Source organism: Pseudomonas sp. BP01 (assembly GCF_022760795.1).
Lineage (GTDB): Bacteria > Pseudomonadota > Gammaproteobacteria > Pseudomonadales > Pseudomonadaceae > Aquipseudomonas > Aquipseudomonas putida_Q.
The window spans coordinates 104,571-130,735 of the sequence record NZ_JAFBKA010000016.1; the positions used below are offsets into that span (position 1 = coordinate 104,571).

Genomic DNA, 26,165 nt, shown 5'->3' on the forward strand with positions numbered 1-26,165 from the left:
CGGGCAAGCCCGCTCCTACACAGTCAAACGGGGCGACCTTGGTCGCCCCGTTCGGGTTTACGCCTGCTTACTCCTGCGGTGCCTCTTCGGCACCCGCAGCGTCTTCATTGTCTGGCGCTTCAGCCTCGACGCCCTCCTCGTCCGTCTCGATCACTTCATCGAGTTCGTCCTCGGACGGCTCCTGGATACGCTCCAGACCCACCAGCGTTTCGTCGGCCGCCAACTTGATCAGCGTAACACCCTGGGTGTTACGGCTCAGGCTGGACACCTCGCCAACCCGGGTACGCACCAGCGTGCCCTGGTCGGAAATCAGCATGATCTCCTCGCCTTCCTGCACCTGGATAGCACCGATCAGCAGGCCGTTGCGCCCTTTGGTACCCATGGCAATCACGCCCTGGCCACCACGGCCGCGACGCGGGAACTTGGACAGCGGGGTGCGCTTGCCGAAGCCACGCTCGGAGGCGGTAAGAATCTGCGAACCGGACTCCGGGATCAGCATCGAAATGATCTGCTGACCTTTGCCCAGCTTCATGCCGCGAACACCACGGGCAGTACGGCCCATTTCACGCACTACGCTCTCGGCGAAGCGGATGACCTTGCCGGCGTCGGAGAACATCATGACTTCTTTGGCGCCGTCGGTGATGGCCGCCGCAATCAGGGTGTCGCCTTCCTTGAGCTTCAAGGCGATCAGGCCGTTGGAGCGCGGACGGGCGAACTGCACCAGCGGGGTCTTCTTGACGGTACCGGAGGCAGTGGCCATGAAGATGTAGGCGCCAGTAGGCTCGGCCACCCACTCGGCGGTGTCGCCATCTTCCTCGTCGACTTCCTCGGCCTCTACCAGCTCACCCTCGAGCACGGTGTCATCAGCGTCTTCCAGCTCTTCGTCGAGGTCGGCGTTCTGCTGCAGCGCTTCGAGGTCGATCTGCAGCATGGCGGTGATGCGCTCACCCTCCTCCAGCGGCAGCAGGTTGACCAGCGGGCGACCGCGGGCAGCGCGGGACGCTTCGGGGATTTCGTAGGTCTTCTTCCAGTACACCTTGCCCTTGCTGGAGAACAGCAACAGGGTGGCATGGCTGTTGGCGACCAACAGGTGCTCGATGTAGTCCTCGTCCTTCACGCCGGTCGCCGACTTGCCTTTGCCGCCACGGCGCTGGGCCTGGTAAGCGGACAATGGCTGGGTCTTGGCATAACCACCGTGGGAGATGGTCACCACGCGCTCTTCTTCCGGGATCATGTCGCCGTAGTTAAGGTCGTGGCTGGCATTGAGAATTTCGGTGCGGCGCACATCGCCGTATTCGGCACGGATGGCTTCCAGCTCTTCGCGGATCACTTCCATCAGGCGCTCGGCGCTGCTGAGGATGCGGATCAGCTCGCCGATCTGCTCGAGAATTTCCTGGTATTCGGCCAGCAGCTTCTCGTGCTCCAGGCCGGTCAGGCGATGCAGGCGCAGGTCAAGAATGGCCTGGGCCTGCTCCGGCGACAGGAAGTACTTGCCGTCATGCAGGCCGTACTGCTCCGGCAGGTCTTCAGGGCGGCAGGAATCGGCGCCAGCGCGCTCGACCATGACCTGCACGGCACTGGATTCCCACGGCGTGGAAACCAGGGCTTCCTTGGCCTCGGACGGGGTTGGCGAAGCCTTGATCAGGGCGATGACCGGGTCGATGTTGGACAGCGCAACCGCCTGGCCCTCAAGGATGTGGCCACGCTCACGGGCCTTGCGCAACTCGAATACGGTGCGGCGGGTCACCACTTCACGGCGGTGACGAACGAACGCTTCAAGCAGGTCCTTGAGGTTGAGCAGGCGCGGACGGCCGTCGATCAGGGCCACCACGTTGATGCCGAACACGCTCTGCAGCTGGGTTTGCTGGTAGAGGTTGTTGAGCACCACCTCCGGCACCTCGCCGCGGCGCAGCTCGATGACGATGCGCATGCCGTCCTTGTCGGACTCGTCACGCAGCTCAGTGATGCCTTCGATCTTTTTCTCTTTTACCAGCTCGGCGATCTTTTCGATCAGGCGTGCCTTGTTCAGCTGGTACGGCAGCTCGGTCACGACGATCTGCTGACGGCCGCCCACCTTGTCGATGTCTTCGATCTCGGAACGGGCTCGCATGTAGATGCGGCCACGACCGGTGCGATAGGCCTCGATGATGCCTTGGCGACCGTTGATGATGCCGGCAGTCGGGAAGTCTGGCCCAGGGATGAACTGCATCAGTTCATCGATGGTGACTTCCGGATTGTCGATCAGCGCCAGGCAGCCGTCGATGACTTCACCGAGGTTGTGTGGCGGAATATTGGTCGCCATGCCCACGGCGATACCGCTGGAACCGTTGACCAGCAGGTTGGGAATACGGGTCGGCATGACCGCAGGGATCTGCTCGGTGCCGTCGTAGTTGGGCACCCAGTCGACGGTTTCCTTGTGCAGGTCGGCCAGCAGCTCGTGCGCCAGCTTGGTCATGCGCACTTCGGTGTATCGCATGGCTGCGGCGTTGTCGCCGTCCACCGAACCGAAGTTGCCCTGGCCGTCGACCAGCAGGTAGCGCAGCGAGAACGGCTGGGCCATACGCACGATGGTGTCGTAGACCGCAGTGTCGCCGTGCGGGTGGTACTTACCGATCACGTCACCGACCACACGGGCGGATTTCTTGTACGGCTTGTTCCAGTCGTTGCCCAGTTCGCTCATCGCATAGAGAACGCGACGATGCACGGGCTTCAAGCCGTCACGCGCATCGGGCAGCGCTCGCCCGACAATCACGCTCATCGCGTAGTCGAGGTAAGACTGTCTCAGTTCGTCTTCGATATTGACCGGGAGGATTTCTTTGGCCAGTTCGCCCATGAGAAGCCTGATTCCTTTTTCTGGTGAAACTTCGCAGCTCCATCAAGGGCCGAACGAAGCTCGCCGCCGCAGCGCATAAGGGTGCGACGACTTACGACAAATCAATGAGTTGTGCCATGGATCTGCGCAATGAAGGCCGCCGTGATGGGCGGTCTTGGAAACTGCCGGATGTTATCACAAACGCGGGGGCGGTGGGGAGAGGTGGCAGCTAGTCTGAGCCGGGTTTGACTCCTGGTTTTTTTATTGCCTGCACCGGCCTCTTCGCGGGCTCGCCCGCTCCCACAGATTCACCACTGCCCTAAGGCCATGCGTTATCTCTGTGGGAGCGGGCAAGCCCGCGAAGAGGCCGGTGCAGGCAGCACGAAATCAGTGCAGGCGCTTGCGGCAAATCAACTGGGCCAGCTTGGCGGTATCCGGGCGCTCGACAATGCCCCGCTCGGTCACGATCACGTCGATCAGGTCGGCCGGGGTCACGTCGAATACCGGGTTGAACACCTCCACATCCCGTACCGCCGGGGCACCGCCAAAGTCCAGCCACTCGTCGGCGTCACGCTCCTCCAGCGGGATATCCTCGCCGGTGGGCAGGTTCAGGTCGATGCTGGTGCTCGGCGCCACCACCATGAAGCGCACACCATGGTGCATGGCGCTGACCGCCAACTGGTAGGTGCCGATCTTGCTGGCCACGTCGCCATTGGCTGCGATGCAGTCCGCGCCCACCACCACCCAGGTGATGCCCTTGGTCTTCATCAGGTGCGCCAACGCCGAGTCGGCGCACAGGGTTACCGGGATGCCTTCGTTGGCCAGCTCCCAGGCGGTCAGGCGCGAGCCTTGCAGCCAGGGGCGGGTCTCGCCGGCGTACACCCGCTCGACCATGCCTTCCAGGTAGCCGGCGCGAATTACCCCCAGCGCGGTGCCGAAACCGCCGCTGGCCAGGGCACCGGCATTGCCATAGGTGAGCAGGGTCTGGGCATTGCCCTGATGACGCCGGATCAGCTCGATGCCTTGCTGGGCCATGGTCAGGTTGGCTTCACGGTCGCTTTCGTGGATGGCCACGGCCTCGGCCTCCAGCACGGCCAGCACGTCTTCGTCAGGGCGCAGGCGCAGCAGGCGCTCGCGCATGCGGTTCAGCGCCCAGAACAGGTTGGCCGCCGTGGGGCGCGCTTCGGCAAGGGTGAGAAAGTCCTCTTCCAGGTCCATTTCCCAGTCGCCACCCTCGGCCAGCCGTTCTTCCAGGGCCAGTACCAGGCCATAGGCTGCGGCAATACCAATGGCCGAGGCGCCGCGCACCGCCATGTCGCGGATTGCCGCCGCCACCTGCGCAACATTGTCGCAGGCCAGCCAGCGTTCTTCCGACGGCAGCAGGCGCTGGTCGAGCAGGTGCAAGATGCCGCCCTGCCAGCGGATCCCGGTCACCTTCTCCGCCGCCAAAAGTCGCTCGCGCATCGCCTCTCCCCGTGGTTCGCATGTCAAAAGCCGGCGATTATAGCGAGCCTGAGGGCCGAGCGCTCGGGTATACTCCGGCGCAATTTTGCGAAGTTTCAGAGGACTGTTCAATGAGCAACGTCGACCGCGCCGAAATCGCCAAGTTCGAAGCGCTGGCCCACCGCTGGTGGGACCGCGAAAGCGAGTTCAAGCCGCTGCACGAAATCAACCCGCTGCGCGTCAACTGGATCGACGAGCGGGCCAGCCTGGCCGGCAAGAAAGTGCTGGACGTAGGCTGCGGCGGCGGCATCCTCAGCGAAGCCATGGCCCTGCGCGGCGCCACGGTAACCGGTATCGATATGGGCGAGGCACCCCTGGCCGTGGCCCAGCTGCACCAGCTGGAGTCGGGCGTACAGGTGGAATACCGGCAGATCACCGCCGAAGCCCTGGCCGAAGAAATGCCTGAACAGTTCGACGTGGTCACCTGCCTGGAAATGCTCGAACACGTACCCGACCCGTCCTCGGTGATTCGCGCCTGCTACCGCATGGTCAAGCCTGGCGGCCAGGTGTTCTTCTCCACCATCAACCGCAACCCCAAGGCCTACCTGCTGGCCATCGTCGGCGCCGAGTACATCTTGAAGATGCTGCCGCGCGGCACCCACGACTTCAAGAAGTTCATCCGCCCGTCCGAGCTAGGCGCGTGGAGCCGTGATGCCGGCCTGCAGGTGAAGGACATCATCGGCCTCACCTACAACCCGCTGACCAAGCACTACAAGCTCAACAGCGACGTCGACGTCAACTACATGATCCAGACCCTGCGCGAGGAATAAGCATGCGTTTGCGAGCAGTACTCTTCGACATGGACGGCACCTTGCTCGACACGGCGCCGGACTTCATCGCCATCTGCCAGGCCATGCTCGCCGAGCGCGGCCTGCCGGCCATTGACGACAACCTGATCCGTGGCGTGATCTCTGGCGGCGCCCGCGCCATGGTTGCCACCACGTTTGCCATGGACCCGGAAGCCGAAGGCTTCGAGGCCCTGCGCCTGGAGTTTCTGGAGCGCTACCAGCGCGACTGCGCGGTACACAGCAAGCTGTTCGACGGCATGGCCGAGCTGCTGGCCGACATCGAGAAAGGCAACCTGCTGTGGGGCGTGGTCACCAACAAGCCGGTGCGCTTCGCCGAGCCGATCATGCAGCGCCTGGGCCTGGCCGAGCGCTCGGCACTGCTGATCTGCCCGGACCACGTGAAAAACAGCAAGCCTGACCCCGAGCCGCTGATCCTGGCCTGCACGACGCTGGGCCTGGACCCTGCCACTGTGCTGTTCGTTGGCGACGACCTGCGCGACATCGAGTCTGGTCGCGACGCCGGCACCCGCACGGCAGCCGTGCGCTACGGCTATATTCATCCAGAGGACAACCCCAACAACTGGGGCGCCGACGTGGTGGTGGACCACCCGCTGGAACTGCGCAAAGTGATCGACAGCGCACTGTGTGGCTGCTGAGTTGCAATGGCTGACGACTGACCCTGAATGAACAAGGGAAAATGCTGATGTTCGACTACACCGCCCGTCCCGACCTGCTGCAAGGCCGGGTCATCCTGGTTACCGGCGCCGGCCGCGGCATTGGTGCTGCGGCCGCCAAGGCTTACGCTGCACTGGGCGCCACCGTGCTGCTGCTGGGCAAGACCGAGGCCAACCTGAACGAGGTCTACGACCAGATCGAAGCCGCCGGGCACCCACAACCGGTGGTCATCCCGTTCAACCTGGAAACCGCCCTGCCCCACCAGTACGACGAGCTGGCTGTGATGATCGAAGACCAGTTCGGCCGCCTGGACGGCCTGCTGAACAATGCCTCGATCATTGGCCCGCGCACCCCACTGGAGCAGTTGTCGGGCGACAACTTCATGCGCGTGATGCACATCAACGTCGATGCCACCTTCATGCTTACCAGCACGCTGCTGCCGCTGCTGAAGCTGTCGGAAGACGCCTCGGTGGTGTTCACCAGCAGCAGCGTCGGGCGCAAAGGCCGGGCCTACTGGGGCGCTTATGGCGTGTCCAAGTTCGCCACCGAGGGCCTGATGCAGACCCTGGCCGACGAACTGGAAGGCGTGGCGCCAGTGCGCTCCAACAGCATCAACCCGGGCGCCACGCGCACGGCGATGCGGGCCCAGGCCTACCCCAGCGAAAACCCGCAGAACAACCCGCTGCCTGAAGAGATCATGCCGGTGTACCTGTACCTGATGGGGCCGGACAGCAAAGCAGTGAACGGGCAGGCGCTCAACGCCCAATAAGATTTTTGCCTGTGCTGGCCCTATCGCCGGCAAGCCAGCTCCCACAGGGATTCCACATTGCCCTGGCCTGTGGTGATCCTGTGGGAGCTGGCTTGCCGGCGATAGGGCCGGTACAGGCGGATGATCAGCCCGCCGCCAACGCCGGGCGCAAACGGCCTTGCTGGCGCCCTTCCAGCTGCATGCACCGCTCCAGGAACAGGTACATGCAGTCGTAACTCTTGCAAATCGCCCTGCGCAACTCGGTACGCAGCCCCAGGCTCGGGTTCTCGCCGGCCAGCGTACAGATGATTTCCAGCGCCTCCCAAGGGTGTGCATCATCATACTGGGCATGCATCTTCAGCCACTTCATCGCCCGTTTGCGCTGGTCTTCCGGGAAGCCCTGGGCGTAGGTATCGGTCGAGCACACCACCGCCGACCATTCCCCGGTCGCACCCTCGATGGCGTAGTTGGTCGCCGCCATGGAAATAGCCAGGTTCTCGGTGGCACACACGCGCCAGCACCAGTCGTTCAGGCCGTTCAGCTCGGGTGGCACCTCCTGGGCCTGCAGCTCATGCAGGTGCACGCCATGGGCCTGGCACCAGTTCACCCAGTAGTCGGCATGGTTGAGCTCCACCCGGATATTGCGCATCAGCCAGCGCCGCGCCATGTCTTCGCCCTGATGGCGGCCATAGCGGGTCTTGGTCAGGTTGTGGGCCATGTACAGCGAGAACTGCTCCACCACCGGCCAGCCACCGATCAGGTACTGACGAATGGTCGACTGCTTGAGCTGGCCGTCGCGCAGGCGTGCGTAGAACTCATGCTCCACCACCCGGCGCTTGCTCTCGCGGCAGTCTTCAATCAGTTGCTGGGCCCATTGGGGATAGCTGGCGGGGTCCATCAAAGGCCCGATACGAACGAATGCATCAATCACTTTCAGCTCCTTGATCCTTGTGATTTCTCGCTAGCGAAACGTGCCAGGCGCCCGCTGCAACAGAGGCCGGGCGGCGATCCGTTGGCGCTGCAGACTGTCACAGGTGAACACCTGGGGGCGTTCGATCAGGTAACCCTGGGCGTAATCCACGCCTATTTCCTGCAGGGCCTGCTCGATCAAGGGTGTTTCGACAAACTCGGCGATAGTGCGCTTGCCCATGACGTGGCCGATGTGATTGATGACCTCGACCATGGCCCTGTTGATCGGGTCGTCTAGCATGTCCTTGACGAAACTGCCGTCGATTTTCAAGTAATCCACGGGCAAATGCTTGAGGTAGGCGAACGACGACATCCCGGCGCAAAAGTCATCAAGCGAAAAGCGGCAGCCCAGCCCTTTCAACTCGTTGATGAAGCGAATGGCACTGCCCAGGTTGGCGATCGCACTGGTTTCGGTAATTTCAAAACAGATCATCCGTGGCGGGATGGCGTACTCGACAAACAACCGCTGCAGGTATTCGAGGAACTTGTCATCGCCGATGCTCGACCCCGACAGGTTGATCGCGCAGATCGACAGCGGCCCTTCGCGGCCTTCGTCCAGGCATTGGCGCACCACCTGGAACACATTGCGCACCACCCAGCGGTCCAGCGCAGTCATCAGGCCGTAGCGCTCGGCCGCAGGGATGAAGCTGCTGGGCAGGATGGTGCGGCCACTTTCGTCGTACAGGCGCAGCAGAATTTCGATATGGCCTGGGCCTTCAAATGCTTTCAGCGGGGCGATTTCCTGTGCGTACAGGCAGAAGCGGTTTTCTTCCAGGGCCACATGCAAGCGCTGGATCCAGGCCATTTCGCCAAAACGCATGGACAGCTCGCTGTCGTCGGCGTGGTACACCTGCACGCGGTTGCGCCCCTTCTCCTTGGCCATGTAGCAAGCCATGTCGGCGGCACGCAGCGAGGTTTCCAAGGTGCCGGGGGCCTGGGCGATGTGCACCAGGCCGACACTGACCGTGGTCACGAACGGCCTCCCCTTCCACACGAAGTGCAAGCTCTGCACCATCTGGCGCAGCTGCTCGGCAATGCGCTCGGCCTGGTCGGGCGGGCAGCTTTCCAGCAACACGCCAAACTCGTCGCCACCCAGCCGGGCCAGCGTGTCCCCTTCGCGCAGGCCCGATTGCAGCACGGCGCAAATGTGCCGCAGCAATTCGTCGCCAGCGGCATGCCCGCAGGTGTCGTTCACCAGCTTGAACTGGTCGAGGTCAAGGAACATCAGTGAATGCCGCCCCGCCTGGCGCGCCAAGCCGTTCAGCGCCTGCTCCAGGCGGTATTCGAACTCACGGCGGTTGGCCAGCCCCGTCAGGGCGTCATGGGTGGCCTGCCAGGACAGGTTGGCGATGTACTGGCGCTCCTGGGTCATGTCATGCAGCACCAGCACGATGCCGCTGAGCTGGCCGTCACTGACGATCGGCGAACCCACCAGGTTGATCGACACGGTGCTGCCGTCCAGGCGCTGGATCAGCCGGGCATGCTCGGCGCCGCCCTTGAGGCTGCCGCTTAGCACCTGCTCGACCAGGCTGCGGCCATCTTCTTCGGCCTGCTCGTCCACCAGGCTGAACAGCGCCGACAGCGGCAGGCCCTGGGCCTGGCCAGACTGCCAGTGGGTCAGTTGCTCGGCGGCCGGGTTCATGTAGCCGATGCAGCCATCCACGTCGGTAGTAATGACCGCATCGCCAATGGCCTGCAAGGTGGTCTGCGCTCGCTCTTTCTCTTCCTGCAGGGCGGTGGCGAAGGCCTGGCGCTGGGCCAGCAGCTTGCTCGAGCGGCGCCAGGCGATGGCAATGAGAAACATCGCTGTCAGCAGGTTGGTGATCAGCAGTACCCGCAACAACATGCGCGAGCCTTCGCCCAACGCATCGCTGAACGCTTTGGCAGCGGGCGTGACCCCTTCGTTGATGGTGACGATGCGGGCCTTCCAGGCGTTGACTGCCTGGGCGTCGACCGGGCCACTGGCAAAGCTGTGGCGCATCTCCCCGGCCAGCACATCCAGCTTGGCCAGGTAGTCGTCGCCGATGTCCCAGTAGTCGATGGCCGTCTGCATGTAGCTGATGTTGCGAAAATTACGGTAGAACCAGATGATCCGCTCGACATCGTCGGGGTGGTTGCCGCCTTGCAGTACAGCCTGGCGCGCGGCATCCAGGTTGGGGCTGGGCTGGTCGAGCACCTCGCGCAGCTGGTGGTCGCCCTGGGGCACGGTAATGGCCTGGCGATAACGCTGGTAGGTGCTGTCGTCGCGGGTATCGGCGTACAGGTTGAGGTAGTAGATGGCGTCTTTCTGCGCCTTGGACCACAGGCTTTCGCCCGCGACATAGGCGCGCACGGCCGAAAGCGTATAAAGGCTCAGGCTGCCCAGCGCCACCTGGAAGACCACAACGGCGATGAAGGGCCAGGTAATGCCGAGCAACTTTGGCGCTTCGAGTGTGCGATGTCCCTTCATGGAGTCCCTGTCACAGAGCGGATAAGGCGCAAATCAACCCAGACAAGCACAGCGTAGGCCATCTGCCATCAACGTGACGGGGTTTTTTATGACAGGGATCCCTCTGTTTCCGATTCTGTCGCCGCGCTTTTTGTAGGAGCGGCCTTGTGTCGCGAAAGAGCCGCAAAGCGGCCCCGGGATATCAGCGGTGAAGTAGAGATCTGGGGCCGCTTTGCGGCCCATCGCGACACAAGGCCGCTCCTACACCGACCGAGGTGGCGTTTCAGGATCAGCTTTGCTGCAGGTGCCCATAAAGCTTGGCATACAACCCACCCTCGGCAATCAGCTGCTGGTGGTCGCCATCTTCGGCCACATGGCCACCATCGAACACCAGCACCCGGTCGGCCTGCTTCACCGCCGACAGCCGATGGGCGATGATCAGCGTGGTGCGGCCGCTGAGGAAGCGCGCCAGGGCCTGGTGCAGGTTGTACTCGGTGGCGGCGTCCAGGGCCGAGGTGGCTTCGTCGAGGATGACCACCTTGGGCTCGGCCAGCACCATGCGGGCAATGGCCAGGCGCTGCCGCTGCCCGCCAGACAAGCGCACACCCGAACGCCCCACCACACTGTCAAGGCCCTGCGGCAAGGCGGCGATCGTGGCATCCAGCTGGGCAATATGCAGCGCCTGCCAACAGGCCTCGTCGCTGCAGTCGCGACCCATGGCCAGGTTGGCGCGCACGGTGTCGTTGAACAGCGACGGGTGCTGCAACACCACCGCGACGTTTTCGCGCAGGGTTTCCAGGCCGATTTCCTGCAGGCTGGCACCGCCAAAGCGGATGGTCCCGGCCTGGGCGCTGTAGAGGCCCAGCAGCAGTTGCACCAGGGTGCTCTTGCCGCCGCCACTAGCACCGACAATCGCCACCTTTTCGCCCGGAGCAATGGACAGGTCGAGGTTTTCCAGCACCGGCTCGTCGGCATAGGCAAAGCGCAAGTCGCGCACTTCGATGCCCACCGTCTCGCGGCCGGCGAACGGGTCACTGGCGGCCGGGTACTGCGGTTCGTCATCGCGCGCCAGCAGCTCGTTGAGGCGGCTTAGCGCCCCGCCCGCGGCGTAGTAGGCATATTGCAGGTTGAGCAGCTGCTCGACCGGGCCGATCATGAACCACAGGTAGCTGAACACCGCCAGCATCTGGCCGATGGAAAGGTCGGAGAACAACACGGTCAGCATGGCTGCGGCGCGGAAGATGTCGATACCAAACTGGAACAACAGGCCACTGGCACGGCCACTGGCATCGCTCTTCCACTGGGAATCCACGGCGTAGTCACGCACCTCGCGGGCGCGCAGGCCCAAACGGCCAAGGAAATAGCCCTGGCGGTTGCTTGCACGGATTTCCTGGATGGCATCGAGGGTTTCCGTCAGCGCCTGGGTAAAACGCGCGGTGCTGTCGTTTTCAAGCTTTTTCAGGTGTTTGACGCGCTTGCCCAACTGCACGGTGAAGTAGATCACCAACGGGTTGAACAGCAAGATCAGCAAGGCCAGCTGCCAGTGCATCCAGATCAGGATCGCCGCTGTGCCGGTCAGGGTCAGCATGGCCACCAGGAAGCGGCTGAGGGTTTCGCCCACGAACTTGTCGAGGGTGTCCAGGTCGGTGACCAGGTGGGTAGTTACGGTGCCACTGCCCAGGCTTTCGTATTCCTTCAGCGAAATGCGCTTGAGCCGCTCGATCAGGCGGATGCGCAGGCGGTAGACGATATCCTTGGCCAAGCCGGCAAACAGCTTGGCCTGGATCACGTTGAACGCCAGGGCAGCCAGACGCAGGCACAAGGTGAGCGCCAGCATCAGCCCGATATAACCGGCTGCCACCTGCCAGTTGGAGGGCAGCAGGTGGTTCATCCACTTCAGTGCAGCATCGCCATGGCCGAGCAGCACTTCGTCCACCAGCAGGGGCAGCAGCAACGGAATGGGCACACTGCAGCAAGCCGCCAGCACGGCGATGAGGTTGGCAGACCAGAGGTTTTTCTTGTGATGCAGGGCCAGGCGGCGGATTTCCGCCCAGCTCAGCCGATCGCCCGCAGCGTGAGGCTTGCCCGGCACCGGGTCGGGTGACCCAGGCACATCAAGCACAGACGGCCTGCTGCAGCCAGCGGCCGAGCAAGGGTTGCAGGCGCTCCAGCGGCTGGTAGCCGTTGGTCAGCAGGGCCAGCTGGCCATTGCGTTCGGCCAGCAGGGTCGGAAAGCCGGCGATACCCAGGTCCTGTGCCCAGCTGAAATCGGCTGCGGTGGCAGCGCGGGTATCGGCACGAGCGAAGGTTTCGGCAAACACGGCGCGGTCGAAGCCGCACTGCGAGGCCAGCTCGACCAGCTGTGGCGCGGTGGTCACGTCCACGCCCTGTTCGTAGAACGAACGCTGGATCAGCGCCAGCAGCGGCCAGACGCGCTCGGCGTCCAGCTCGCGGGCAGTGACCAGGGCGCGGCAGGCCGGCTCGGTGTCGTAGACGAAGCCGTCAGGCATGGCCCCCTCGAAACGAAACGGCTGGCCGGTGGCTTCAGCCACCGCCTGCCAATGTTCGAGGATGTACTTGCGGGTGGAGCTGTCCAAGGCGCTGCCACCGGTGCGCAGCCCGCCCGGCACCACGCGGGTGGCAACGCCCGCCTCACGCGCCTGGGCGATCAGGGCAGCGGCTACCGGCGCGAAACCCCAGCACCAGGAGCACATCGGGTCCATCACATAGATCAGGCGTGCAGACATGCATCAAGCCTCGGCTTTGTAGTTGTAACCGATCGGGTGCGGCAGGTTGCGGGCCTTGGCCAGCTCGATCTGCTTCTGCCGGTCGATGGCACTGCGCCGGGTCTTCTCGCTCAGGGTGTCCCAGCAGTGCGGGCAGCTGACACCTGGCGAATAGTGCTCGGACGCGCGCTCCTCTGCATTGATCGGGTGGCGGCAGGCGTGGCACTGGTCGTACTCGCCTTCGCTCAGGTCATGGCGCACCGTGACGCGGTTGTCGAACACGAAGCAGTCGCCGTCCCACAGGCTTTCTTCCTGAGGCACTTCCTCGAAGTATTTCAGGACGCCACCCTTAAGATGATAGACCGCCTCGAAGCCTTCACCGAGCATGTAGCTGGAGGCTTTTTCGCAACGAATGCCGCCAGTGCAGAACATGGCCACTTTCTTGTGCTTGCTGGGGTCGAAGTTGGCCTTGATGTACTCCGGGAACTCGCGGAAGGTTTCGGTCTTCGGGTCCATCGCGCCCTTGAAGGTGCCGATGGCCACTTCGTAGTCGTTGCGGGTGTCGATCAGCAGCACTTCCGGGTCGCTGATCAGCGCGTTCCAGTCCTTGGGCTCGACATAGGTGCCGACCGCCTGGTTGGGGTCCACGCCTGGCACGCCGAGGGTGACGATCTCTTTCTTGAGCTTGACCTTGGTGCGGTAGAACGGCTGCTCGTCGCAGTACGACTCTTTATGGTCGACATCGGCCAGGCGCGGGTCGTTGCGCAGCCAGGCCAGCAGGCCGTCGATGCCTTCGCGGGTGGCCGACACGGTGCCGTTGATGCCTTCGTGGGCCAGCAGCAGGGTGCCTTTGACGTCGTTGTCGAGCATGGCCTTGAGCAGCGGCTCGCGCAGTTCTACGTAGTCTTGCAGGGTGACGAACTTGTACAGCGCCGCGACGACGATGGGTTGGGACATGTAACAGATTCTCCAGGTGGTTGCCCTCGTAAGGGGCGGACCGGATTGACAAATAAAAACGCGCCGACAAGCGGCGCGTTGCGAATTCTACCAGAACGACAGAAAGGTTTCAGTGCCCCCCGCCGGCACATACCGGCGAGGCCGGAGCAGCGCCGACCTTGGCCCACTCTTCTGCGGTGTAGGTATGAATGGCCAGGGCATGGATCTGGCCCATCAGCTCACCCATGGTGGCGTACACCTTCTGGTGGCGCTTGACGCTGTTCAACCCGGCAAACTGCTCGCTGACGATCACTGCCTTGTAGTGGGTCTCCTGACCACGACTGTGCATGTGGCTTTCGTCGAGCACTTGCAGGTGCTGCGGCGCCAGGGCGCCCAGCTGTTGTTCAATGCGCTGTTGCATGGTCATCGCGGCGTGCTCACTTCTTGGCAGGGACGGCGGCCTTGCCAGCGTTAGGGTCCAGTTCCTTGGTCATGTCTTCCAGCAGCTTGTTCACCACCGGCACCGCAGGCTCCAGGCTCTGCTGGGTCAGCTGGGCCGACTGCTGGGTAACCTTGGGCATTTCACGCAGCACTTTCTTGCCCAGCGGCGACTCGTAGAACTTGACCAGGTCTTTGAGCTCCTGTTCGGTGAAGGTCTGGGTGTACAGGTCGACCATCTTCGGCTTCAGCTTGTTCCAGCCAATGGCGTTGTCCAGCGCGGCGTTGGCTTTGGCCTGGTAGCTTTCCAGCACCGGCTGCTTGGCGGCCGGGGCCTTGGTCTGGGCGAAGCGCTGGGCGAACATCTGCTGGACCTGCATGTACACCGGGGTGCCCAGCTTGTCGGCGTTGGCCAGGGTCAGGAATTTCTCGGCAGCAGCGTTGTGGCTGGCGGTGGCAGCGAGTACCTGGCCGCTGGCGCAAGCCAGGGCAACGGCGGCACAAAGGACACGGAGACGGGTCATTGCATTTCCTTCAAGGAGAGGGAGGCGGGTACCTCAGAGTAGAGCATTCTGCGCCGTGGTGGCGATGTGCTCAAGTGGCACGACGAGCGACGGAACCGCTCGGTCGAATCAGGGCCTAAACTGCGATTTCGAACTACACAGGAGTGAGTACAGAATGAGCCGTATCGAGACAGACAGCCTGGGCCCGGTCGAAGTTCCTGAAGGCGCTTACTGGGGTGCGCAAACCCAGCGTTCGCTGATCAACTTCGCCATCGGCAAGGAACGCATGCCCCTCGCGGTGCTGCACGCCCTGGCGCTGATCAAGAAGGCCGCGGCACGCGTCAACGACCGCAACGGCGACCTGCCGGCCGACATCGCCCGGCTGATCGAACAAGCCGCCGACGAAGTGCTGGATGGCAAGCACGACGACCAGTTTCCGTTGGTCGTCTGGCAGACCGGCAGCGGCACGCAAAGCAACATGAACGTCAACGAAGTGATCGCCGGGCGCGCCAACGAACTGGCCGGCAAAGGCCGCGGAGGCAAAGCGCCAGTACACCCCAACGACCACGTCAACCGCTCGCAAAGTTCCAACGATTGCTTCCCAACTGCCATGCACATTGCAGCTGCGCAGGCGGTGCACGAGCAACTGCTGCCGGCCATCGTCGAGCTGTCGTCGGGGCTTGCCGAGCTCTCGGCGCGCCACCAAAAGCTGGTGAAGACCGGCCGCACGCACATGATGGACGCTACGCCGATTACCTTTGGCCAGGAGGTATCCGCATTCGTTGCCCAGCTCGACTATGCCCAGCGCGCCATCCGCGCCACCCTCCCGGCGGTGTGCGAACTGGCCCAGGGCGGCACCGCCGTAGGTACCGGGCTTAACGCCCCGCATGGTTTTGCCGAAGCAATCGCCGCCGAGCTGGCGGCGCTGTCCGGCCTGCCATTTGTCACGGCGCCAAACAAGTTCGCCGCCCTCGCCGGCCACGAACCGCTCACCAGCCTGGCGGGCGCCCTGAAAACCCTGGCCGTGGCGCTGATGAAAATCGCCAACGACCTGCGTTTGCTGGGCTCGGGCCCACGCGCCGGCTTGGCCGAAGTGCGCCTGCCGGCCAACGAACCGGGCAGCTCGATCATGCCGGGCAAGGTCAACCCGACCCAGTGCGAGGCGCTGTCGATGCTGGCCTGCCAGGTGCTGGGCAACGATGCGGCCATCGGTTTTGCCGCCAGCCAGGGGCATTTGCAGCTGAACGTGTTCAAGCCGGTGATCATCCACAACCTGTTGCAGTCGATCGAACTGCTGGCCGATGGCTGCCGCAACTTCCAGCTGCACTGCGTGGCGGGCATCGAGCCTGATGCCGAGCAGATGGCCGCGCACCTGGAACGGGGCTTGATGCTGGTGACGGCGTTGAACCCGCATATCGGTTATGACAAGGCGGCGGAAATTGCCAAGAAGGCTTACAGCGAGGGCAAGACCTTGCGCGAGGCTGCATTGGAGCTGAAGTACCTGACCAATGAGCAGTTCGACCAGTGGGTGCGGCCGGAGAACATGCTGGCACCGGGTGGTAAAGGCTGAGCTCTTTATTGCCTGCCCCGGCCCTATCGCCGGCAAGCCAGCTCCCACAGGGATCGCACAACATTCAGGCCTGTGGTGATCCTGTGGGAAGCAATTTCCACAGGGGCCCCACATCTTTCAGGCCTGTGGTGATCCTGTGGGAGCTGGCTTGCCGGCGATAGGGCCGAAGCAGCCGATCAATGAACCTGGGCCAACCGCGCCCGCCTCGCACGCCAACTGGCCACCAGGGATGGCCCCAGCGCCACCAGCGCCGAGCCCAACACCACGGTCACCGCCCCTACATAACCCAGGGCATTGATGTCCTCGGCGTGCACATACTCCGGCCACACCAGTGCCGCCAGCGCCACCGCGACAAAGGTCACCAGCGGTGTCAACGCCAGGGTGGCACTCACCCGCGACGCCTCCCAGTGCGCCAGCGCCTCGGCAAACGCGCCGTAGGCCACCAGGGTATTCAGGCAGCAGGCCAGCAACAGCCAGCCCTGCACCGGGCTCAGTTGCAACGCCTCCAGGGGGTGTACCCAAGGCGTGAGCAGCGCAGCGCAACCGAGGTAGATCACCATCATCACCTGCTGTGAATTCCACACCGTCAACAGTTGTTTCTGGCTGAGGGCGTAGAACACCCAGATGCTGGTGGCCAGCAGAATGGTCAGCACGCCGGTGGTGTAGGTACCCAGGGAGGTCAGCAGCTCTTCGAGGCGCTGGTTGAAGAACAGGCCAAAACCCGCCAGCAGTATCAGCAGGCCCACGCCCTGCCCCAGGCTGAAGCGCTCGCGGAACACGAACACGCTGGCCACCAGCAACAGCACCGGGCCGACCTGCACCACCAGTTGCGCGGTACCGGGGCTGAGCAGGTTGAGGCCGATCAGGTACAGCACGTAGTTGCCCATCAGGCCCAGCACGGCCACCACTACCAGACCTTTGCCCCTGGGTGCCAGCCGGGTGAACGACGGCAGGCGTCGCTTGGCTGCCAGCCAGGCGAACAGCAGGCCACCGGAAACCAGCAGGCGGTACCAGGTGACGGTGATCGGGTCGACCACTTGCAGTACCTGCTTGAGCTTGATCGGCAAGATGCCCCAGAGCAAGGCAGTCAGAAGTGCCAGGAACAGGCCATAGCTCCAGCGGCCGGAAGTGGTGTGCATAGCGTCCTCGTTCAAGCCCGTGGTGGGGGTGACTGAATTCTACGGGCTTGGAGGGCAGTGACGGAGAAGAGTGCCGAGAAAAGAATTCATCAGGTCATTCTTGTGGGGCATGGCTTGGCAGGTGTGCAGCCTGTTCTGGCCTCTTCGCGGGTGAACCCGCTCCTACAGGATGATCACAGGATTGGCCATTGTGCAGTCCCTGTGGGAGCGGGTTCACCCGCGAAGAGGCCAGAACAGGCAACCAAAACCCCTGGCTATTTCTTGTGCTTGGCAAACGCCGCCTCTAGCGCCTGGTTGATGGTGCGCAGCACCTTCACCCGCGCCCAGCGCTTGTCGTTGGCCTCCACCAGCGTCCAGGGTGCAATCTCGCTGCTGGTGCGGTCGACCATGTCGCCCACCGCCTGGACATAGTCGTCCCACTTGTCGCGGTTGCGCCAGTCGTCCTCGGTAATCTTGTAGCGCTTGAACGGGATCTGCTCACGCTCCTGAAAACGCTCCAGCTGGGTCTGCTGGTCGATCGCCAGCCAGAACTTCACCACTACCACCCCGGCGTTCACCAACTGCTCTTCAAAGTCGTTGATCTCGCTGTAGGCACGCATCCAGTCGGCCGGGCTGCAAAAACCTTCCACCCGCTCCACCAGCACCCGGCCATACCAGGAGCGGTCGAAGATGGTGAACTTGCCGCGTGCCGGGATATGCCGCCAGAACCGCCACAAGTAGGGCTGCGCGCGCTCTTCCTCGGTGGGCGCGGCAATCGGCACGATGCGGTACTGGCGCGGGTCCAGCGCCGCCGCCACGCGGCGGATGGCACTGCCCTTGCCGGCAGCATCGTTGCCTTCGAACACGGCCACCAAGGCGTGCCGGCGCATGCGCTTGTCGCGCAGCAGGCCGGCCAGGCGGGCCTGTTCGGTAACCAGTTGTTCCTGATAGTCGGCCTTGTCCAGGCGCAACGTCATGTCCAGGGCGCCGAGCAGGCTGCGCTGGTCAATGCTGCGGCCCAGCGGGGCCACGTTGCCCTGGTGCTTGCCCTTGGGGTTGTTGGCCAGCGCGGCTTGCAGGCTGTCCAGCAGGATGCGCCCCACCGCCAGGCTGCGGTAATTCGGGTCTACCCCTTCGACGATGTGCCACGGCGCATAGTCACGGCTGGTGCGGCGCAGCACGCGCTCGCCAAAGCGCACGAAACGGTCGTAGGTTTCCGACTGCTGCCAGTCCAGCGGGCTGATCTTCCAGCTGTGCAGCGGGTCGTCCTTGAGCGACTTCAGCCGTGCCTTCATCTGCTTCTTGGACAAGTGGAACCAGAACTTGATGATCAGCGCACCTTCATCGCACAGCATCTGCTCCAGGCGCTCGGCGCCCATGATCGCCTGATCGAGCACGGCATCCTTGAACACCCCGTGCACCCGCCCCTGCAGCATCTGGCTATACCAGTTGCCAAAGAACACGCCCATCCGCCCCTTGGGTGGCAAAGCCCGCCAGTAACGCCAGGCGGGCGGCCGGGCCAGCTCTTCGTCGGTCTGCTGGTCGAAGGTGAGCACATCGATCATGCGCGGGTCCATCCACTCGTTGAGCAGCTTTACCGTCTCACCCTTGCCAGCGCCTTCGATGCCGTTGATCAGCACGATCACCGGGAAGCGCGCCTGCTGCTTGAGTTCGTACTGGGCTTCGAGCAGGGCCTCGCGTAATGCGGGTACCTCGGCGTCGTAAGCCTCCTTGTCGATGCTGTGGCCGATTTCGGCGGATTCGAACATGCACTGGCTCCTTCAATGGATAAGCAAGACTAGCGGATTTCATTTCTGCCTGTACTGACCTCTTGGCGAGTGAACTCGCTCCCACAGGTGGGCGCGATGGCATAAAATCCTGCCATCCGCTGCAACCGAGCCAACCATGTCCACCCTCCTCCAGCACGCCCAGATCGACTGGGACGACCAGGGCCGCCCCCATTCGCGGCAATATGACGACGTCTACTTTGCGGTCAACGAAGGCATCGAAGAAACCAAGCACGTGTTCCTCGGCCAGACCCGCCTGGCCGAACGCTTTGCCAACCTGGCGCCGCACAGCTGCAGGGTGATCGGCGAAACCGGTTTTGGCACCGGCATGAATTTTTTCTGCGCCTGGCAGCTGTTTGACCAGCACGCCCACAGCGACGCGCGCCTGCACTTCGTCAGTGTCGAAAAATACCCCCTTGGCCACGCTGACATGGCCCGCGCAGTACGCCTGTGGCCGGAACTTGCTGCCTACACCGAGCCACTGCTGGCGCAATATGTGGCGGTGCACCCGGGCTTTCAGCAATTCACCTTCGCCGATGGCCGGGTCACCCTGACCCTGCTGATCGGCGACGTGCTCGAGCAGCTGCCACAACTCGATGCGCAGATCGATGTGTGGTTCCTCGATGGCTTCGCCCCCGCCAAGAACCCCGACATGTGGACCCCGGAGCTGTTCGCGCAGCTGGCGCGGTTATCGCACCCGGGCACGGTGTTGGGCACTTTTACCACCACCGGCTGGGTACGCCGCAGCCTGGTCGAAGCCGGTTTCGCCATGAAGAAGGTGCCAGGCATCGGCAAGAAGTGGGAGGTGATGAGCGGCGCCTATGTAGGCCCGCTGCCCAGCCCAGGCGCACCTTGGTACGCGCGCCCCGCCGTTACGCCGGGGCCGCGCGAGGCGCTGGTGATCGGTGCCGGGCTCGCCGGCAGCACAACCGCCGCCAGCCTGGCCCGGCGTGGCTGGCAGGTGACTGTGCTGGAGCGCCACCATGCCCCGGCACAGGAAGCTTCAGGCAACCCACAAGGGGTGCTGTACCTCAAGCTGTCCGCCCATGGCACCGCACTTTCGCAGATGATCCTGTCCGGTTTCGGCTACACCCGGCGCCAGCTGGAACGCCTGCAGCGTGGCCGCGACTGGGATGCCTGCGGCGTGCTGCAACTGGCCTTCGACAGCAAGGAAGCTGAGCGCCAGGGCAAGCTGGCCGCCGCTTTCGACCACAACCTGCTGCACGCGCTGGAGCGCACAGAGGCCGAAGCGGTCGCCGGCGTGGCCTTGCCGGCCGGCGGGTTGTTTTACCCCGAAGGCGGCTGGGTGCACCCCCCTGCGTTGTGCCAGCAACAGCTGCAGCACCCTGGGATTCGCCTGGTCACCCATCAGGAAGTGCTGGAGCTGCGCAAGGTCGACCAGCAGTGGCAGGCCTGGGCGGGTGACCGCCTGGTTGCCAGCGCGCCCGTGGTGATTCTGGCCGGGGCCGCCGAGGTAAAGCGCTTCGAGCCTTGCGGGCAGCTGCCGCTCAAGCGCATCCGGGGGCAGATCACCCGCTTGCCGGCCACCGCCAGCAGCCGGGCGCTGCGTACCGTGGTGTGCGCAGAGGGCTACGTAGCGCCGCCGCGCGGGGATGAACATACCCTGGGCGCGAGTTTTGATTTCCACAGCGAAGACTTGGCGCCGACGGCAGCCGAACATAGGGGCAACCTGGCGTTGCTGGCCGAGATCTCCCTCGACCTGGCGCAGCGCCTGGGCACAGCCGGGTTGGCCCCTGAGCAGTTGCAGGGGCGCGCGGCGTTCCGTTGCACCAGCCCGGATTACCTGCCGATCGTGGGGCCGGTAGCTGATGTACAGGCGTTTGCCGAGGCTTATGCAGTGCTAAGCCGGGATGCGCGGCAGGTGCCGGATGTAGCCTGCCCTTGGCTGGATGGGTTGTATGTTAATAGCGGGCATGGGTCGCGCGGGTTGATCACGGCGCCGCTCAGTGGCGAGCTGGTGGCGGCCTGGGTGTGTGGGGAACCGCTGCCGTTGCCGCGGGCAGTGGCAGAGGCGTGTCACCCGAACCGGTTTGCGTTGCGTAAGCTGATTCGGGGGAAGTAATCGGCCGGGGCTGCTGCGCAGCCAATCGCCGGCAAGCCAGCTCGCACAGGGACCGCGCAAGGCATCAGGCCTGAGGTGACCCGTGGGAGCTGGCTTGCCGGCGATTGGGCCGCACAGCGGCCTCATATAACAAATCGTTCTAAAACTCTCAAAAAGCACACCGGTCAGTTCCTTAAGGTGCCCTAATCCTGGGCACCCCCTCCCCAACGGAAAAACCGGTAAGGACTTATGTGCGGATTAGCAGGAGAGTTGCGTTTCACCCCCATCGACCAGGCCCCTCGCCCAGCCGACCTGGCTGCGGTAGAGCGCATCACGCATCACCTGGCGCCTCGCGGCCCGGATGCGTGGGGCTTCCATAGTCAGGGCCCTATCGCCCTTGGCCATCGACGCCTGAAAATCATGGACTTGTCCGACGGCTCGGCGCAGCCGATGGTCGACAACACCTTGGGCCTGTCACTGGCGTTCAACGGTGCCATCTACAACTTCCCCGAACTGCGCCAAGAACTGCAGGACCTGGGCTACAGCTTCTGGTCCGACGGCGACACCGAGGTGCTGCTCAAGGGCTATCACGCCTGGGGCGCAGCCATGCTGCCCAAGCTCAACGGCATGTTCGCCCTGGCCATCTGGGAGCGCGACAACCAGCGCCTGTTCCTGGCCCGTGACCGCCTGGGCGTAAAGCCCCTGTACCTGTCGCGCAATGGCGAGCGCCTGCGTTTTGCCTCCACCCTGCCAGCGCTGCTCAAGGGCGGCGACATCGACCCGATGCTCGACCCGGTGGCGCTCAACCATTACCTGAACTTCCACGCTGTGGTGCCGGCGCCACGTACCCTGCTGGCCAACGTGCAGAAGCTCGAACCCGGCACCTGGATGCGCATCGACCGCCATGGCGAAGTAGAACGCCAGACCTGGTGGCAGCTGAAATACGGTGCCAACCCGGATGAACGTGAGCTGGACCTGGAAGGCTGGACCACCCGCGTGCTCGACGCCACCCGCGACGCCGTGGCCATCCGCCAACGTGCCGCCGTCGACGTGGGCGTGTTGTTGTCCGGTGGCGTCGACTCCAGCCTGCTGGTCGGCCTGCTGCGCGAAGCGGGCGTGGACGACCTGTCGACGTTCTCCATTGGCTTTGAAGATGCCGGTGGCGAACGTGGCGACGAGTTCCAGTATTCCGACCTGATCGCCAAACACTACGGCACCCGCCACCACCAGCTGCGCATCGCCGAACACGAAATCATCGACCAGCTGCCGGCAGCATTCCGCGCCATGAGCGAGCCGATGGTCAGCCATGACTGCATCGCCTTCTACCTGCTGTCGCGCGAAGTGGCCAAGCACTGCAAGGGCGTGCAAAGCGGCCAGGGCGCCGACGAGCTGTTCGCCGGGTACCACTGGTACCCGCAGGTGGACGGCGCCGAAGATGCCTTTGCGGCCTACCGCGACGCGTTCTTCGACCGCAGCCACGCCGAGTACCGCGACACCGTGCAGGCGCCCTGGCTGCTGGAAACCGACGCCGCCGGCGAATTTGTGCGCGAGCACTTCGCCCGCCCCGGTGCCCGCGATGCGGTGGACAAGGCCCTGCGCCTGGACAGCACGGTGATGCTGGTGGACGACCCGGTCAAGCGGGTGGACAACATGACCATGGCCTGGGGCCTGGAGGCGCGCACGCCGTTCCTCGACTACCGCCTGGTAGAGCTGTCGGCGCGTATCCCGGCACGCTTCAAGCTGCCCGACGGCGGCAAGCAGGTGCTGAAGCAGGCGGCGCGGCGGGTGATCCCGCATGAAGTGATCGACCGCAAGAAGGGCTACTTCCCGGTGCCGGGCCTGAAGCACCTGGAAGGCGCCACCCTGGGCTGGGTGCGTGAGCTGCTGACCGACCCCAGCCAGGACCGTGGGCTGTTCAACCCGGCCATGCTTGACCGCCTGCTGAGCAACCCGCACGGCCAGCTCACCCCACTTCGCGGCTCCAAACTGTGGCAGCTGGCGGCGCTGAACCTGTGGTTGAGCGAACAAGGAATCTGATCAATGAAACCCCATGAAATCGCTTACGGTCAGCGCCTGCTGCGCGGCCAGCCGCCGTCCTACGAGCGCCTGCAGGCGCGCCTGGCCGGCGACGGCAGCCAGCCACACGACCAGCCGCGCGCCGTGCACTGCGGTTGGGGCCGGCTGCTGATCGGTCACACTTACCCAGACCCGGCTTCCCTGGCCGAGGACTTGCTCGACGAGCGCCCCGGCGAACGGGACATCGCCCTGTACGTGGCCGCGCCACAGCAATTGCTGGCCCAGGCCCCGCAGCAGCTGTTCCTTGACCCTTCTGACACCTTGCGCCTGTGGTTCACCGACTACCGCCCGGCGCAGCGTGTGTTCCGCGGCTTCCGCGTGCGCCGTGCGCAGAACGGTGCCGACTGGCAGGCGATCAACACCCTGTACCAGGCGCGCGGCATGCTGCCGGTCGACGCCGAACTGCTTACGCCCCGGCACTTGGGCGGACCGGTGTACTGGCTAGCCGAGGACGAAGACAGCGGCGCGGTGATCGGCAGCGTCATGGGCCTGAACCACGCCAAGGCGTTCGATGACCCCGAGCATGGCAGCAGCCTGTGGTGCCTGGCAGTGGACCCGCACTGCACCCGCCCTGGCGTGGGCGAGGTGCTGGTGCGCCACCTGATCGAGCACTTCATGAGCCGTGGCCTGGCTTACCTAGACCTGTCGGTGCTGCACGACAACCGCCAGGCCAAGCGCCTGTACGAAAAGCTGGGTTTTCGCAACCTGCCCACCTTTGCAGTCAAGCGCAAGAACGGCATCAACGAGCAGCTGTTTCTCGGGCCCGGGCCGCAAGCAGACCTCAACCCCTACGCCCGCATCATCGTCGATGAGGCCCGGCGCCGCGGCATCGAGGTGCAGGTGGATGACGCCGCTGGCGGTCTGTTCACCTTAAGCCTGGGCGGGCGGCGCATTCGCTGCCGTGAATCGCTCAGCGACCTGACCAGTGCCGTGACCATGACCCTGTGCCAGGACAAGCGCCTGACCCAGCACGCCCTGGGCAATGCCGGGCTGCAGGTGCCGGCGCAGCAGCTGGCGGGTAATGCCGACGACAACCTGGCGTTTCTCGACGAGCATGGCGCGGTGGTGGTCAAGCCGGTCGATGGCGAGCAAGGCCAGGGCGTGGCGGTGAACCTGACTTGTATCGACGACATCACCCGCGCCGTGGCGCACGCTCGCCAGTTCGACAGCCGCGTGCTGCTGGAAAGCTTCCATGCCGGGCTCGACCTGCGCATCGTGGTGATCGGCTACGACGTGGTGGCCGCTGCCATCCGTCACCCGGCGCAGGTGCTGGGCGATGGCAAGCACAGCGTGCGCCAGTTGATCGAAGCCCAGAGCCGTCGGCGCCAGGCTGCCACCGGCGGCGAAAGCCGCATACCGCTGGACGACGAAACCGAGCGCACCCTGCGCGCGGCGGGTTTTGGCTATGACGACATATTGCCAGCCGGGCAGCGCCTGGCTGTGCGGCGCACCGCCAACCTGCACACCGGTGGCACCCTGGAAGACGTGACCGAACGCCTGCACCCGGTGCTGGCCGACGCTGCCGTGCGCGCTGCGCGGGCGCTGGAGATTCCGGTGGTGGGGCTGGACTTCATGGTGCGTGATGCCGGGCAGCCGGAGTACGTGATCATCGAGGCCAACGAACGTGCTGGCCTGGCCAACCATGAACCGCAGCCAACGGCCGAGCGCTTTATCGACCTGCTGTTTCCGCATAGCCGGCCGTTGGCGTAACCGCTGATGGCCTCTTCGCGGGCACGCCCGCTCCCACAGGTCCGCCACAGTTCCTGAGGCTTGTGGGGCCCCTGTGGGAGCGGGCGTGCCCGCGAAGAAGAAGTCAACGCAACTCCAAGGAGTACTCATGTCCGAACGACTCCCCGAGCCCGATCTCGACTACCTCAAACGTGTGCTGCTGGAGATGCTGGCCATCCCCAGCCCCACCGGTTTCACCGACACCATCGTGCGCTACGTGGCCGAACGCCTGGATGAACTGGGCATCCCCTTCGAGCTGACCCGCCGCGGCACCATTCGCGCCACCCTCAAGGGCCGCCAGACATCCCCCGACCGCGCCGTGTCGGCCCACCTGGACACCATCGGCGCCAGCGTGCGCCAATTGCAGGACAACGGCCGCCTGGCCCTGGCGCCGGTGGGCTGCTGGTCCAGCCGTTTCGCCGAGGGCAGCCGTGTCAGCGTGTTCACCGACACGGGGGTGGTGCGGGGCAGCGTGCTGCCGTTGATGGCCAGCGGGCATGCATTCAACACCGCCATCGACCAGATGCCTGTCAGCTGGGACCACGTGGAGCTGCGCCTGGACGCCTACTGCGCCACCCGTGCCGACTGCGAGGCGCTGGGCGTGAGCATTGGTGATTTCGTCGCCTTCGACCCACTGCCCGAGTTCACCGAAAGCGGCCATATCAGCGCCCGCCACCTGGACGACAAGGCCGGCGTTGCAGCGCTGCTGGCAGCACTGAAGGCCGTGGTGGAAAGTGGCCGCCAGCCACTGATCGACTGCCACCCGCTGTTCACCATCACCGAAGAGACAGGCTCGGGTGCAGCGGGCGCCCTGCCTTGGGACGTCAGCGAATTCGTCGGCATCGACATTGCCCCGGTGGCACCCGGGCAGGCCTCCAGCGAGCATGCGGTCAGCGTGGCCATGCAGGACTCATCGGGGCCTTATGACTACCACCTGTCCCGGCATTTGCTGAAACTGGCCGGCGACCACGACCTGCCGGTGCGCCGCGACCTGTTCCGCTATTACTTCAGCGATGCCCATTCGGCGGTAACGGCGGGGCATGACATTCGTACCGCACTGGTGGCATTCGGTTGCGACGCCACCCATGGCTACGAACGCACGCACATCGACAGCCTTGCAGCGTTGAGCCGGTTGCTGTCGGCGTACCTGTTAAGCCCGCCCGTGTTTGCCAGCGATTCGCAGCCGGCCAATGCCTCGCTGGAAAGGTTCAGCCACCAGTTGGAGCACGATGCACAGATGGAAAGTGACACGCGGGTGCCGGCGGTGGACAGCCTGGTGGGTAATAAAGGCTGATGGC

Annotated in this window: 19 protein-coding genes; 8 read left to right on the plus strand and 11 right to left on the minus strand. The window is 64.2% G+C overall.

Annotated features, from left to right (window positions below; translation table 11 throughout):
• Positions 1 to 67 precede the first annotated feature (67 nt).
• Positions 68 to 2,833: a DNA gyrase subunit A gene (gene gyrA, locus JOY50_RS16150; RefSeq protein WP_132844575.1), complete on the minus strand. Its 2,766-nt coding sequence runs from the start codon at positions 2,831 to 2,833 to the stop codon at positions 68 to 70.
• Between the two features lie 366 nt (positions 2,834 to 3,199).
• Entirely contained in the window at positions 3,200 to 4,276 is a 1,077-nt protein-coding gene (mtnA, locus tag JOY50_RS16155) for an S-methyl-5-thioribose-1-phosphate isomerase (RefSeq protein ID WP_243055528.1), read from the minus strand.
• 110 nt (positions 4,277 to 4,386) lie between these two features.
• Between mtnA and ubiG the strand changes: the two genes are divergently transcribed.
• Genes ubiG through JOY50_RS16170 form a run of 3 tightly spaced genes read left to right on the plus strand, consistent with a single transcriptional unit; the run spans position 4,387 to position 6,547 of the window.
• Positions 4,387 to 5,085 (plus strand): bifunctional 2-polyprenyl-6-hydroxyphenol methylase/3-demethylubiquinol 3-O-methyltransferase UbiG, encoded by a 699-nt coding sequence (gene ubiG, locus JOY50_RS16160; protein WP_012271034.1) that lies wholly within the window; start codon positions 4,387 to 4,389, stop codon positions 5,083 to 5,085.
• A gap of 2 nt (positions 5,086 to 5,087) precedes the next feature.
• Positions 5,088 to 5,759: an N-acetylmuramic acid 6-phosphate phosphatase MupP gene (gene mupP, locus JOY50_RS16165; protein ID WP_132844571.1), complete on the plus strand. Its 672-nt coding sequence runs from the start codon at positions 5,088 to 5,090 to the stop codon at positions 5,757 to 5,759.
• Positions 5,760 to 5,806: 47 nt separating this feature from the next.
• Entirely contained in the window at positions 5,807 to 6,547 is a 741-nt protein-coding gene (locus JOY50_RS16170) for a YciK family oxidoreductase (RefSeq protein WP_012271032.1), read from the plus strand.
• A 124-nt stretch (positions 6,548 to 6,671) separates the two neighbouring features.
• Here JOY50_RS16170 and JOY50_RS16175 read toward each other — a convergent pair whose 3' ends face one another.
• The 7 genes from JOY50_RS16175 to JOY50_RS16205 all read right to left on the minus strand — a co-directional run bounded on the left by JOY50_RS16175 (position 6,672) and on the right by JOY50_RS16205 (position 14,547).
• Positions 6,672 to 7,457, minus strand: coding sequence for a TenA family transcriptional regulator (locus tag JOY50_RS16175; protein WP_132844569.1), 786 nt, complete (start codon positions 7,455 to 7,457; stop codon positions 6,672 to 6,674).
• A 30-nt stretch (positions 7,458 to 7,487) separates the two neighbouring features.
• Entirely contained in the window at positions 7,488 to 9,944 is a 2,457-nt protein-coding gene (locus JOY50_RS16180) for an EAL domain-containing protein (protein ID WP_243055529.1), read from the minus strand.
• 268 nt (positions 9,945 to 10,212) lie between these two features.
• Complete coding sequence (locus tag JOY50_RS16185) at positions 10,213 to 12,045, minus strand: ABC transporter ATP-binding protein (protein ID WP_132844565.1); 1,833 nt, start codon at positions 12,043 to 12,045, stop codon at positions 10,213 to 10,215.
• Complete coding sequence (locus JOY50_RS16190) at positions 12,038 to 12,670, minus strand: DsbA family protein (RefSeq protein ID WP_028614189.1); 633 nt, start codon at positions 12,668 to 12,670, stop codon at positions 12,038 to 12,040. The genes JOY50_RS16185 and JOY50_RS16190 overlap by 8 nt, the downstream gene beginning before the upstream one ends.
• A gap of 3 nt (positions 12,671 to 12,673) precedes the next feature.
• Positions 12,674 to 13,606, minus strand: a complete 933-nt coding sequence (locus JOY50_RS16195; protein WP_016501023.1) for a rhodanese-related sulfurtransferase — start codon at positions 13,604 to 13,606, stop codon at positions 12,674 to 12,676.
• A 109-nt stretch (positions 13,607 to 13,715) separates the two neighbouring features.
• Positions 13,716 to 14,012 (minus strand): BolA family transcriptional regulator, encoded by a 297-nt coding sequence (locus JOY50_RS16200; RefSeq protein ID WP_132844560.1) that lies wholly within the window; start codon positions 14,010 to 14,012, stop codon positions 13,716 to 13,718.
• A 10-nt stretch (positions 14,013 to 14,022) separates the two neighbouring features.
• Positions 14,023 to 14,547, minus strand: a complete 525-nt coding sequence (locus JOY50_RS16205) for a DUF2059 domain-containing protein (protein ID WP_016485344.1) — start codon at positions 14,545 to 14,547, stop codon at positions 14,023 to 14,025.
• 154 nt (positions 14,548 to 14,701) lie between these two features.
• Here JOY50_RS16205 and JOY50_RS16210 point away from each other — a divergent pair, with 154 nt between their 5' ends.
• Entirely contained in the window at positions 14,702 to 16,096 is a 1,395-nt protein-coding gene (locus JOY50_RS16210) for a class II fumarate hydratase (RefSeq protein ID WP_132844557.1), read from the plus strand.
• Positions 16,097 to 16,272: 176 nt separating this feature from the next.
• Here the strand turns inward: JOY50_RS16210 and JOY50_RS16215 are convergent, their stop codons facing one another.
• Both JOY50_RS16215 and pap read right to left on the minus strand, forming a co-directional pair.
• On the minus strand, positions 16,273 to 17,235 hold the full coding sequence (locus JOY50_RS16215) for a DMT family transporter (protein ID WP_132844554.1): 963 nt from the start codon (positions 17,233 to 17,235) through the stop codon (positions 16,273 to 16,275).
• 254 nt (positions 17,236 to 17,489) lie between these two features.
• Entirely contained in the window at positions 17,490 to 18,983 is a 1,494-nt protein-coding gene (pap, locus tag JOY50_RS16220; protein WP_132844551.1) for a polyphosphate:AMP phosphotransferase, read from the minus strand.
• Positions 18,984 to 19,119: 136 nt separating this feature from the next.
• Between pap and mnmC the strand changes: the two genes are divergently transcribed.
• From mnmC to JOY50_RS16240, 4 genes are all read left to right on the plus strand, one after another.
• On the plus strand, positions 19,120 to 21,084 hold the full coding sequence (gene mnmC, locus JOY50_RS16225; protein WP_243055530.1) for a bifunctional tRNA (5-methylaminomethyl-2-thiouridine)(34)-methyltransferase MnmD/FAD-dependent 5-carboxymethylaminomethyl-2-thiouridine(34) oxidoreductase MnmC: 1,965 nt from the start codon (positions 19,120 to 19,122) through the stop codon (positions 21,082 to 21,084).
• Between the two features lie 228 nt (positions 21,085 to 21,312).
• Complete coding sequence (locus JOY50_RS16230; protein ID WP_132844545.1) at positions 21,313 to 23,100, plus strand: N-acetylglutaminylglutamine amidotransferase; 1,788 nt, start codon at positions 21,313 to 21,315, stop codon at positions 23,098 to 23,100.
• Positions 23,101 to 23,103: 3 nt separating this feature from the next.
• Positions 23,104 to 24,849: an N-acetylglutaminylglutamine synthetase gene (ngg, locus tag JOY50_RS16235; RefSeq protein WP_243055531.1), complete on the plus strand. Its 1,746-nt coding sequence runs from the start codon at positions 23,104 to 23,106 to the stop codon at positions 24,847 to 24,849.
• Between the two features lie 127 nt (positions 24,850 to 24,976).
• A complete protein-coding gene (locus tag JOY50_RS16240; RefSeq protein ID WP_049272834.1) occupies positions 24,977 to 26,161 on the plus strand; it encodes an osmoprotectant NAGGN system M42 family peptidase in 1,185 nt (394 codons plus the stop codon).
• Positions 26,162 to 26,165: the final 4 nt, after the last annotated feature.